Genomic DNA, 11,898 nt, shown 5'->3' with positions numbered 1-11,898 from the left:
CCTTCCGAAGGTATTGTTGTAATTTAGCTTCGTCTCCATCCTTCAAAGTCACGATGTAGGTCTTATTTCTTGGCACAATCTTAATCTTGACAAGTCTTATATGATTTATAATTTATGTTTTGGAGCACTAGTGGCAACGCTTTCCCGGAGGGCGAGGCGGGTATCGCGGCCTACATAAACACCGGCCAGGCGATAAACATCGAGAAGGTTAAGACCATTTTCTCATCTGTCGATGAGGTAGGGAACAACTATATCGTCGGAGTAGTTCCGATCTCTAACTGGGGCGGGAATATAAACGTGCATCTATATGCAGATACTGAAGGCTGGTTAGTGGCTTATCTCAAAAGTGATGAGCCGGTATCAGCGATAATGCAGTGGGGGATCACAAATCAAGTGGACAATCCTAACATAGGCGTGATAAAGTCCACAACTCTCGAAGATGCATTGTACAAAGCTGGAGACGCTTCAGGCGTAGGAATCGTGGCCAACAAAATCAAATATTACGATTTCGAGTTCCCAAATGCTAATCGTATGATGATTATCGCCAAAACTAGAGCATCAAATGGGGCGAATATTCATCAGTTAGAAATTCCTGAAAATTATGATCTTTATGAAGCATCTTACTACCATTACATCCGATATTTCAGTCGCGAGTATAATTCCGACGCCTACTGGGACTCGAAGTTGAGGGTGGATGGTGCTGTAATTAGTGATGCTTCGACTTCACATCAAGGAAACAACGTCTATAAATGGTGGAGAGCTCTCGATCAATACAAAGGGTCGATCACACCAGGAACCTTGCATACAATAACCATTACATATGACGCAACCCAGATTGGTGGCTATCGCCCCTCCGTAGACAAAGGCTCCGCAGGCGTCGCCACAGTTCTGATCTACAGGGCAACATAGGTGATGATGAAGATGAGAGGAGCAATTATCGCCCTTGTTTTCATCTCGATCCTGGCCCTTCAATTGAGCGGAACAGCAGACGTCACCGTGACCGACGCCGACGGAGTATACGAGAGGAACCTGTCGAGTACGACGATCCCGACAAACGCCGAGCCCGTGACTGACGTCTTCAACTTCAACCAGAACGCGGTCTCGGTCGATGAGCTCTTCGCCGTCGATATCGAGACGAAGCCCCTTCCGATCAGGGATGTCTTCGTCGTCAACGAGCAGTCTTCGATGGAGGAGGCGCTCATCCCGACAGCGGTGCCCACCAGCTCCGAGCCCGTGGTGGCGATCTTCGTCCTTCACGAGGGGGCTAAGGCCTTCTCTCCCCTGACCTATCCCATCGAGATGGTCGGCGACTCCAAGCCGCCGGTGATCTCCAACGTCACCGTGACCGGGGTGACAGCGTCCTCTGCGGAGGTCTACTGGGAGATGGACGAATTCGCAGACGGTCTGGTTGAGTATGGTACCGCGCCCGGGATTTACGCCCATCAGAGTTACGACGAGTTCTTCGCGCTGAACCACACCCTTATCCTGGTGGGGCTCACGCCGGAGACGACTTACCGCTTCGCGGTGACGGGAACCGATCGGAGCGAAAACTCGGGCCAGAGCGCCGAATACAACTTCGTGACAGCCGGGCTCTGAAAGGAGCCCAAAAGTCCTCTTTTTAAAGGGCCGAAGAAAAGTTGGCGAGGGAGAGGGTAATGAAGGGGGATTTTTGGGGGGTCCTCTCCCGGCCTCGATTGTTTATCATCGAAACGATGTGGTGCAGCGCCCTTCGGGCTTTTGCCTCACAACCCATACTTCTCCTCCGCACTACAAAAGGTCGAGGCTCGCGGGGCGAAAGTATTGGAGGTCTCCAAAAGCTATAAGGGGGCTTGGGGCATCGGCGGGTTCGGCATGACGATCCAAAGACCGAGGGGGACGAGAGACTTCCTCCCTGAGGAATCCTTCAGGAGGGGAGCCGTCAGGAGGAGGATGCAGGAGCTTATGGAACGGTGGGGCTATTCTGAGGTGTCGACCCCCACCTTCGAGCATCTGGAGCTTTTCACCATAAAGTCGGGGCCGTCGATCATAGACGAGATCTACGCCTTCAAGGACAAAGGCGGCCGCGACCTGGCGCTGCGGCCGGAGCTGACTGCCCCGGTGATGAGGATGTACGTCAGCGAGCTGCAGAAGTCGCCAAAGCCCCTCCGGCTTCACTACTTTGGAAACTGCTTCCGGTACGAGCGTCCCCAGCGCGGCCGTTTCCGGGAGTTCTGGCAGCTGGGAGCGGAGCTTATCGGTAGTGATCGTCCTGACTCCGAGGCGGAGGTGATCGCTCTTGCCCAAGGTTTGATCAAAAGCGCCGGGGTCTCAGGAGATCTCCACCTCGGCTACCTCGGTTTGATAAGGGCGATGATGAGGAGGATCCCCGCCTCCGAGAGGCCGGCGGTGATGAGGCTCATCGACAAGAAGGAGCGGGGACTCCTCGCCGAGAAGCTCCAGGAGATCGGAAGAGATCACCTCGGCCTCGCCGAGCTGATCGACCTGAAGGGCAGGAGTGCCCTCGACCGGGCAATGGAATTGGCCGACGACCTCGCCGGAGGTGCAGAGGACCTCCCTTCAGAGGCGGCGGCTGGGATGAGTGAAGCGGCTTGCCCAGATGGCGGAGGAGATCGGGCTGGAAGGGACGACCGGGCCGCCCCCACGGACCTGGATTTTGGAGGATTCAGGGAGCTGGTGGACCTTCTTGAGGCATACGGCGTCGAGGCGACGGTGGACTTCGAGATCGTTCGGGGGCTTGAGTACTACACCGGAACCGTCTTCGAGATCTACGCCTCGGGCCTCGGCGCCCAGAACCAGATCTGCGGTGGCGGCACCTACATGCTCGCGGGTCTCCTGGGGGGTCAGGAGACGAGGTCCACCGGCTTTGGGATCGGCTTTGACCGGATCATGGAGATCGTCGACCTCGAAGAGAGGCCGCCTGCGCCGGTGGCCGTCGTCTTCGTACCTCTGGTCCGGGCCGAGGCGGTGAAGGCGGCCAAGGAGCTTCGCGATGGCGTCGCCGTCCCGGTCGTCCTGGACGTCATGGGCCGGGGGCTCGGGGCCCAGCTGAAACAGGCGAGCAGCATCGGCGCGAGCTACGCCGTGATAATAGGTCCAAAAGAGGTGGAAGAGGGGAAGTTCACCCTGAGGGAGATGTCGACGGGATCTCAGGAGAGCCTCGGCCTTATGGAGATCATAGAACGGCTGTCTAAGTGACTACTCCCCGCCCTGAAGGGCGGGGCTTCTAGCTTTTGGCAGAGACTGTAGCCCCAGTCTCAGAATGTTTATCGCCGCATTCTCGTCACGGTCCATGACCAGCCCGCATTGAGGACATTCATGGACCCGATCCGATAGCGACTTCGGCACTTTAAGACCGCACCTGGAACATAGCTGACTAGTGTTCCTGGGATCTACTAGAACCACCATCGAACCGGCGCTCTCAGCCTTGTACGATGTGGTTATCACTAGCATCCTCCAGGCAGCGTCTGATATGCTCTTAGCCAGGCAGTGGTTCTTAAGCATGTTCGTGATACTCAGATCCTCGAAAGCAATCAGCCCGAACCTTTCGACCAGGTTGTGACTGACCTGATGAGCAAAATCGTATCTGCGGTTGGCTATCCGCTCATGGGTCCGCGAGACGACTTTGAGAGCTTTCCTCCTCTCAGGAGTTTCCTTCTCATATTTGGATAGTCGTCTTTGAGCTTTGGCCAACGCCTTCTCCTCAGATCGAAAGAACCGGGGGTTATCGATCTTCTCTCCGTTGGATAGCGTAGCGAAACTCTCCAGCCCCACATCGATGCCCGCCATCAACCCGTCTTTCCAGGGAGGCTTCGGAGGATCGTCGATCTCCCCTGAGAAGCAGGCAAACCATTTTCCGGTCGAAGATCTCCGAACGGTTAACCTCTTGATCTTCCCTTCGATGGGTCGATGGAGCTTGATCTTGATATCTCCGATCTTGGAGAGGTCGAGCTTCCCGAAAGACAGTTTGAATCCCAGCTGTGGATAGGTGAACGAATCGTACCATCCTTTCCCCTTGAACCTGGGATACCCCGGGGCTTCTCCTGCTTTGACCCTCCGGAAGAACGCTTTGAAGGCCAGATCTACCCGTTCTTGGACGTTCTGGAGGGTCTGAGAGAATACCTCCTTTTAGTTCTGGTTTGTTTTTCTTCCACTCTGGCAGCAAGTTGTGAGTCTCATACTTAGATATGGATTTGCCTTCTTGTTCGAAAGAGTTTTTTCGATATGCCAAAGTCTCGTTATAGGTCCATCTACACAGCTCCAAGGTCTGTTCCATCTTAGACCGCTGTGCTTTTGTCGGATAGATCCTATATTTGAAGGCTTTAAGCATCACACTCACTTATGCTGTTATGATATTTAAAGATTCATGGCTTAAGGCGGGGTACGATTCATACCCTGCCTAAAGACCGGGGTTTTCTCTACCCCTGCACCCCGCCTCTATAAATGGTCGTCTCAGCAAACAGTCGTCTCGGGGAAGACCCCGCTGGCGACGGCGGTCGCGAGCCCCAGCCCGCAGCCGTCCATCCGACGGGGCCATTGAGAGACGCTAGCCAGCCCGATTAGAGGGCAAAGATCAGAGGAGCCCCAGGTTCTCCAGCTGGGCCCGGACGATCTTGACCCCTTCTTCGCACTCCTCGGGGGACTTTCCTCCGGTCACCACCAACTTTCCGGAGCTGAATATCAGGACTACCACCTTCGGCACCTTGATCCGGTAGACGAGGCCGGGGAACTGTTCGGGCTCGTACTCGATATTCTCAAGCCCCAGGCCGAGGGCGATGGCGTTGAGGTTGAGGTCGGTCTTGAGGTCGGCGCTGGCGACGATGTTCTGGACGTGGATCTCGGGGCTCAGGTTGACGTCCTCAAACCCGATGGACTTGAGGGTCTGAGCCATGTTGGTTATCACCGTCCTCACGTCCTCGACGTTTTTGGCGCCGGTGCATACCACCTTCCCCGAGGTGAAGATCAGAAAGGCCGCCCGCGGCGCTTTGACCCTGTAGACGAGCCCCGGAAACTTCTCCTTGTTGTATTCGGCGCCCTCCAGCTCCGATTCGATCTTGATCAGATCGAACTCCTCGGCGAGCTTTGTCGAGGCGACGACGTTCTCTATGTTGATGGTGGACTCCATAATCACGTCTCTCCGGAAACACCCTTTTTAAACTGAGGGTATTTTTAAACTGAGGGTATATAAAGTATTGTGGGGTTGGGAGGGCGCCGGAGGCTGTGGCATCTGGGATGCGGGATCTGGATATCACGGAAGAACCGGATGGAAAACGGAAAAAGGAGAAGCCGCCGATGGGATTCGAACCCATGACCTGCTGATATATCGGGCCTTCTGCCTTACGAATCAGCCGCTTTACCGGGCTAAGCCACGGCGGCACGAACACATCCGGCATATAGCTGCCGTTCTCAATTTAAGCGTTGCGATCAGCGGGCCCGGCGCCTCGACCCCCGCACCGATCTCTCTTTCATCATGGGGCTTGCGATCAAGCCTCGATCACGGAGCTTCGGTCCGTCTCTTGACCTCTTCGGCGAGCCTCGGGAGGAATATGCCGATGTCGGTTACGAGGCCGATGGCCTGGGCCGTCCCTCGGTCCATCAACTTCGTCACGGTGGAGGGGTTTATGTCGACGCAGATAGTCTTTACCCGGGAGGGGAGGAGGTTTCCCGTGGCTATGGAGTGGAGCATGGTCGCCATCATGATCACCATGTCGACGCCCCGGAGCGCCTCGAACATCGCCTTCTGAGCATCGACGGTGTCGGTGATGACGTCGGGGAGGGGGCCGTCGTCCCGGATCGATCCAGCGAGGACGTAGGGGATATTTTTCTTGACGCACTCGTACATGATCCCGCCCTTCAATTTGCCGTCCTCCACAGCCTCTCTTATGGAGCCGCTGGCTATCACCTCGCTTATGGCGTAGATGTGGTTTCTGTGCCCCGCCGAGGTGAGGTTTCCGTGAGGGTCCATCCCCAGGCTCGTCCCGAAGAGCTGTCGCTCGATGTCGTGGACGGCAAGGGCGTTTCCTGCCAGGAGGGCGTCGATGTACCCCTCCCGGATCAGCCCCGCCAGGGCCTCCCCGGCCCCGGTATGGATTATCCCCGGCCCGCCCACCACGGCGATCTTACCGCCAGCCCGTTTCGTGGCACATATCTCCTCTGCCAGCTGCTTTATGATCTCTCCCGAGGGCCTCTCCGAGGATACCTCGTTGGACATGAACTCGAAGAAGGTCTTCTCCCTGGGCCGCTGCGGAGGCGCCACCCTCACCCCTCCTGTCCCCACCACCACCATATCCCCCTTCTCGATCTGACCGATGGGGACGCATATCGCTCTGTCGTCTTTGACGATGATGAGGCAGTCCATCTGGATGTCCTCTACCTCCAGCCAAGCCCCATGGTGCCGGACGTGTGTGAGGTGGTTTGTGGTGGAGTAAAAGCCCCTGGGCACGACCCCGTTCTGGGGCGCTTCCTCCAGGTGGACGTCCTCCGCCTCGATCACCCGGGCCCCCAGGGGGTGGAGCGCCAGAAGTATCCGGTCAAGGTGATCGGCGTCCTCTCCCGATATCGCGATCATCACGTAGCTGGTATCGTGCTTCTTTTTTCCCACCTGGATCTTCTTGATCTCGAACTCGCCTCCCATGTTCATGATCTTGTCAAGAGCCTTGGTGAGCGTCAGTGAATCTATGAGGTGCCCTTCCATCTCTACGTTGCAGGTTTCTCCCATGGTGACCATCTCACAACCTCAATCTTATCCTCTAAGAAACATTCCCTTCGGATCCGATATAACCCTCTTCCCTCGCCGGGGTCACCAGAGCTGACCTTCTATCACCGAACTGGTCTTGTCGTTGGTGGACATGACGAGCCTCTTTATCTTCACCAAGTGGCCGCCAGGAGAGGGTCGGGGCGGATCGAAGGTCGCCCGAACCCCCATCCTCCTGAAGTGCTCCTCGAAGTCCTTCGCCGTCTGGAGGTCCTTGACCAGGATCTCCACCTCCTGGACAATATCTTCCCCGGCGATCTTCGCCTCCACCGTCTCCCTCATCGGCGAGAGCATGCTCCTCCCCAGCCGAAGGCACCTATCCAGAAACTCCTCATCTCCCTCGGCCCACTCTGCAGCCTGGAACCCCTCCCGGACGACCCTAGAGAAGAAGAAGTCCTGACCGTAGTCGTTGTAGTACCGGAAGGCGAACTCCAGATCTCTGCAGTTGCTCTGGGAGCTGGTGTACTTGATGGGGCTTTTCAGGTTGGCGGGGTCTTTGATGACGACCCCTTCGCGCCCCCGCCTCCCGAGCTCCTTGACCATCTCCTTTATCTCCTCTGTTGCCTCCTCTGCCCCGAACTCGCCGAAGAGGCGGACGGACCTGATCCCGTACTCTTCGGCAAGGAGGCGGGCGGTCGCGGACCCTTCCATATCCCTCTTGCCCTTTCGCGATACGTCGAAGAGGTAGAAGTCCATCGCCTCTGCATCGTAGACGTCCTTTGGGACGTAGGGGTTCTTCGGCCCCACCATCTCGCCGCAGAGGACGATGTCGGGATGGTCCTCGAAGATCCGGGGATTTATCTGATCCTTGGCCACCTCCGTCGAGTACGGGCAGATGAACCCGCCCCTGGTGAGGGCGATCACCCTGCCTCCCACCATCACCACCCGGACGTTGTGGCCGTTCATCTTCTCCTCGACGAGGACTCCGTCGGGAAAATGTCTCTTTATGGCGGGCGAGAGCATCATCGCCCGCCTTATCTTCGGGTAGCCGGAGACGATCTCGTCTTCGTCGAAGACGACCGTCCCCGCCTCGATCCCGGATACGGCCTTGTCGAACCTCAGGAGGGGCGGGAGAGGCCAGTCGGAGGAGCGGACGATCCTCCCCACCATCCGTTCCAGCCTCTCGGCCGATACCCCCAGCCTCTCCGCCACGGCCCCAAGTTTCATCTCGACTTCACCAGGTAGTCGAAGAAACACCTCCTGGTCAGCATCCCTACAAGCTCGTTCTTCTGGTTCAAGACCGGCATCCCGCCCAGGTCCTCCTCCAGCATGATCTTTCTCGCCTCCTCGAGAGGTGTGTCGATCTGCAGGGATTTGACATCCCGGCTCATGACGTCGGAGACGATGATGTTCTTTATCCTCGGGTCCTGCTGGCCGCCCTGGACCATGTCTCTGAAGGCCCTGAGGGACTTCGCAACGTCCCGTTCAGATACGATCCCCACCATCTTTCCGCCCTCCATCACCGGAAACCGTCCCACGTCCTGGTCGAGCATGACCCTCCGGACGTGAACCAGCCTGTCGGAGGAGTTGGCGGTGAGGGGGGTGCGCATGGCGTCGGCGGCCATCCCCGTCATCCTGATGGCTTTGAGCATATCCTTCGGCCTCACCCAGCCCAGGATCTCCTCGCCCTCCGTCACCACCAGGACCGAGGTCTTCTGGAGGAGGAATACGGCGTCTTCGATCTTCATATCGGGATCCACCTTTATCACCGAGTCGGAGGTGGCGGTGGTGACGTGGATGGAAGATGCGGGCATCCCCAGCCTCTGCCTCGTTCCCAGCACCCTCGCGATCTGCCTCATGGTGATGGTGCCACCGAGCTTGCCGTCGTTGGTGACGAGAAGCCTTCGAAGATCGTGTTTCTCCATGATGTCGAGAGCGTGAGTGATCCTCTCCGACTTGTCTATGGTCACCGGTGTCGACATTATCTCCTTTACCAACATGTTTAAGACCACCTCGCCACTTCCGCGGTGATATCCCGGGTCGAGAAGAACCCCACCACCTTCTGTTCTCCCAAAACCGGAAGGCCGCATATCTCCTTATCCAGGAGGATCTTGGCGGCTTCCATGGCTCCGACCTCGGGGCTGGTGAAGATTATCGGGTATGACATGACGTCCTCCGCCACCAGGGGGACTTCTTTGACGTACCTGTACCCTTTCCTCCCCGCGGTGCTATCCTTCCTCGTCATCTTGATGCTCTTGCTCTTCAGCTCGTCTTTTGCGTCTGACATCCCCGATATGGCTAGGTTGGTGTGGGTTATCACCCCCACGGGGGTGGCGTTGTCCTCGCAGACGACGACCCTGTCGACGCCGTTCTCCATCATCTCGTCGAGGACGTGGTCGAGGGTGTGGTGCCGATGGACGCTGACGACCCCCTGGGACATCAGGTCGCCGACCTTGGAATTGGGGCTCTTCTCTACGAAGTAGGATAGGAGGTCTCTTGAGGTTATGATCCCCACTATATCCCCCTCATCCCTCTCCACCGGGAGGCCGTCGATCCCGTTCTCATCCATGATCTCTGCTGCCTGTTCCAGGGTGGCCCCTGGGTAGATGGTGATGGGACGCTCCGTCATCACAAGCCTCACGGGGACTTTGCTTATGGGGCGCCTCCTCCATTCGGGGGCTGCCTGGCTCAGCCGGTGGGATATGTCGTGTTTGGTGACTATCCCTGCCAGCTTATCGCCGTCCATCACGAGCAGCCTGCTGATGTAGTGTTTGAGCATCAAATTTCTCGCCCGCTGGATGGGCTCGTCCTTGCCGATGACGTATACGGGAGATTGCATGTAGTCCTTTACCTTGCTCATGGTATGATCCCTCGCTTCTCTTCCGCGAATGCCCTGATGAAGTCTCTTTTCGTTATGATGCCCAAGAGTGATCCGTTATCCATGACCGGGAGGGCGCCGACGCCCTTCACCATCATCAACTCCGCCGCCGCCCCCAGATCCGCCTCTTTATCCGTGGATATCAGGTCTCTTCGGACCAGGGTCTTTATCGGCTGGCTCATCACATCTCCTATGTCGCCGGTCACCACCTTCCCGAATGCCTCGCCGCTTCCGAGGTACCTCATGATGTCGGAGGCAGTCACCATACCCATCATTATGGAGTCCTGGACGACGGGGAGCTTTCGAAACCCCCCCTGCTGGACCATCATCTTCGTCGTCTTCTCGATGGAGATCTGGCTGTTGGCTGTGATCACGTTGGGGCTCATGAACTCCTCGACGCTGATCCCGGTGTTCAGACCCGCCACCAGCTTTGCGAAATCGTGTTCGGTGACCAGCGCCTTTATCTTGGTCTCCTCGTCGACCACCGGCAGACCGCCGACGTTCTTTTCGTACATCAACTTCAGAGCCTCCTCTACGGAGGCCTTCTCGCCGATGGATATGATCGCGGGGCTCATGATCTCCCTTATATCGGCGTTGATGGCCGCGAGAATGTTCCCTTCATACTTCTTCTTCAGGAGGTTGTGCCTTATGCCGCCGCCGAGAAAATCGACGACGTCAACCCCGGTGACGAAGCCGATGAGCCGACGGGTCCCAGCATCGGCTATCGGCAGCCTCCCGAAGCCGTAAGACGTCATTATCTTGATGGCGCCGATGATGGTGGTGGTGGGAGGTGCCGTCACCACATCGGTGGTGGCGATGGTGAGGACGTCCCCCGTCCGTTTGGCGGCCCTAGAATCGAACTGAACCGGTCCTCTGTCCATCGCTCCTGGCATCCTGATCTTCCGATCCTCTGATGGTCTTTTCATTATTCTTCACCAAAGATGGCTTTGATCACGTCATATCTATCGATTATCCCCGCGAGCTTGCCGTCGTCCACCACGGATATCCTTCCTATACCGCGATCGAGCATCAGCTTCGATGCATCGCGGAGGTTGGCCTTGGGACCTACGCTGTAGAGGGGACTTCTCATCAGCTTCTCCACTTTCATTGCGTAAGTGGTATCTTTTCCTATCCGGGCGCTGCCCGTCCTCAGGATGTCGAAACGGGTTATCATCCCGACGGGTCTCCCTTTGTCGTCGACCACCGGCATCCCGGTGAAGTCGGAGTCCAGCATCGAGTCCCAGACCTTGGCCACCGAGTCCTGAGGGTTGCAGGTCTTCGTCTCGGTGTTCATGATATCTTCGGCCGTCCTTTGCGCCAACTTCTCTGGATCTATGCTCTTGAATATGTCTATGGGGCTCACTACGCCCTGAAGTCGTCGGTCTTCCGGAGATCGGACCACGGGCAGTAACGCGTAATTTGCCCTGAGCAACAGCTTCGCCGCCTCCTCGACGTCCGTGTCGGGGGTGATCATCGGGGCCTCAACAGAGAAACCGGAGACGGTGACGTTCGAACGGGTCGAGTCTATCTTCAGCATATCCCGGTCGGTGACTATCCCGACGACATCTCCCGAGCCGTTTGTTATCGGCAGGCCACGAAGCTGGTTGTCGCGTATCAGCTGTCGCGACCTGGTCACGAAGTCGCCCTCCATGACGCTGATCGGGTCCTTCGACATTATCTCTCCGACTTTAGTTCCCATATTACGCTCTCCTGCACTCATCCGAAAATTTCAATATCCTCATCGATTGCCGTCTCTGCAGCTCCAGCATAGAAGCTCGCCGTTCACCGACTCCAGGGAGTCGGAGATCTGACTGCACCTCTCGCAGATCCCCCTTATCATCTCCCTCTGCTCCTCGAAATGGACGCTATCCCGGTGCATCTCTATCAAGTGGCTCAGGATCTCGCCCATGCCTATGGAGGCCGACCCGGATACCAGGTCGGTATCTGTGATGATGCCCAGCAGCTTTCCCTCCCCCGATATGACGGGGAGCCTCTTAACCCCGGATTTGAGCATCTTTATGGCAGCTTCGCTCAAGCTGACGTCTGGATTGACGGTGATCAGGGGCGAGGACATCACATCTCCCACCTTCACTTCTTTTGGGTCTGCGGCCCTAGCAACTATCTTTCCGACCAGATCCCGCTCAGTTATGATCCCTATCGGCTGGTCGTTGTGAATCACGATCAAGCTGCCCACATTTGCGGAGAACATCTTGTTCGCAGCCTTCACCACATCAACCTCGGAATCGACGGTGATCACAGGCCGGGCCATAATATCCCGCACCGGAATCTCTGTTTCCATGCATGTCACCTCCGCGGCAGATTGCCGTTC

The 11,898-nt window shown here is 57.1% G+C and carries 11 protein-coding genes, 1 tRNA gene and 1 pseudogene; 3 read left to right on the top strand and 10 right to left on the bottom strand.

The window, feature by feature from the left end; translation table 11 throughout:
* Positions 1–114 precede the first annotated feature (114 nt).
* From P0O24_RS06410 to hisS, 3 genes are all read left to right on the top strand, one after another.
* Complete coding sequence (locus P0O24_RS06410; RefSeq protein ID WP_316968914.1) at positions 115–909, top strand: hypothetical protein; 795 nt, start codon at positions 115–117, stop codon at positions 907–909.
* A gap of 12 nt (positions 910–921) precedes the next feature.
* Entirely contained in the window at positions 922–1,596 is a 675-nt protein-coding gene (locus P0O24_RS06405; protein ID WP_316968913.1) for a fibronectin type III domain-containing protein, read from the top strand.
* Between the two features lie 255 nt (positions 1,597–1,851).
* A complete protein-coding gene (gene hisS, locus P0O24_RS06400; protein ID WP_316968912.1) occupies positions 1,852–3,195 on the top strand; it encodes a histidine--tRNA ligase in 1,344 nt (447 codons plus the stop codon).
* Here the strand turns inward: hisS and P0O24_RS06395 are convergent.
* The 10 genes and pseudogenes from P0O24_RS06395 to P0O24_RS06350 form a co-directional block, all read right to left on the bottom strand.
* Positions 3,196–4,327 (bottom strand): annotated as a pseudogene (locus tag P0O24_RS06395) (RNA-guided endonuclease InsQ/TnpB family protein).
* Between the two features lie 243 nt (positions 4,328–4,570).
* Positions 4,571–5,125, bottom strand: a complete 555-nt coding sequence (locus tag P0O24_RS06390; RefSeq protein ID WP_394356723.1) for a TATA-box-binding protein — start codon at positions 5,123–5,125, stop codon at positions 4,571–4,573.
* Between the two features lie 156 nt (positions 5,126–5,281).
* Positions 5,282–5,373, bottom strand: a tRNA-Thr gene (locus P0O24_RS06385).
* 118 nt (positions 5,374–5,491) lie between these two features.
* Complete coding sequence (locus P0O24_RS06380; protein WP_394356722.1) at positions 5,492–6,715, bottom strand: ornithine cyclodeaminase; 1,224 nt, start codon at positions 6,713–6,715, stop codon at positions 5,492–5,494.
* Between the two features lie 81 nt (positions 6,716–6,796).
* Entirely contained in the window at positions 6,797–7,918 is a 1,122-nt protein-coding gene (locus tag P0O24_RS06375) for an RNA ligase (protein WP_316968909.1), read from the bottom strand.
* Positions 7,915–8,691 carry a CBS domain-containing protein gene (locus P0O24_RS06370; protein ID WP_316968908.1) on the bottom strand — a complete coding sequence of 259 codons (777 nt, stop codon included), beginning with the start codon at positions 8,689–8,691 and terminating at the stop codon, positions 7,915–7,917. The genes P0O24_RS06375 and P0O24_RS06370 overlap by 4 nt, the downstream gene beginning before the upstream one ends.
* 2 nt (positions 8,692–8,693) lie before the next feature.
* Positions 8,694–9,551: a CBS domain-containing protein gene (locus P0O24_RS06365; RefSeq protein ID WP_316968907.1), complete on the bottom strand. Its 858-nt coding sequence runs from the start codon at positions 9,549–9,551 to the stop codon at positions 8,694–8,696.
* Positions 9,548–10,495 (bottom strand): CBS domain-containing protein, encoded by a 948-nt coding sequence (locus P0O24_RS06360; RefSeq protein ID WP_316968906.1) that lies wholly within the window; start codon positions 10,493–10,495, stop codon positions 9,548–9,550. Before P0O24_RS06360 ends, P0O24_RS06365 begins: the two co-directional genes overlap by 4 nt.
* A complete protein-coding gene (locus P0O24_RS06355) occupies positions 10,495–11,268 on the bottom strand; it encodes a CBS domain-containing protein (protein WP_316968905.1) in 774 nt (257 codons plus the stop codon). The genes P0O24_RS06360 and P0O24_RS06355 overlap by 1 nt, the downstream gene beginning before the upstream one ends.
* A gap of 39 nt (positions 11,269–11,307) precedes the next feature.
* A complete protein-coding gene (locus P0O24_RS06350) occupies positions 11,308–11,868 on the bottom strand; it encodes a CBS domain-containing protein (RefSeq protein WP_316968904.1) in 561 nt (186 codons plus the stop codon).
* Between the last annotated feature and the right edge of the window lie 30 nt (positions 11,869–11,898).

Source organism: Candidatus Methanocrinis alkalitolerans (assembly GCF_029167205.1).
Lineage (GTDB): Archaea > Halobacteriota > Methanosarcinia > Methanotrichales > Methanotrichaceae > Methanocrinis > Methanocrinis alkalitolerans.
Note: the sequence above shows the minus strand (reverse complement) of the source record. Positions and strands in the feature narration are given on the sequence as shown.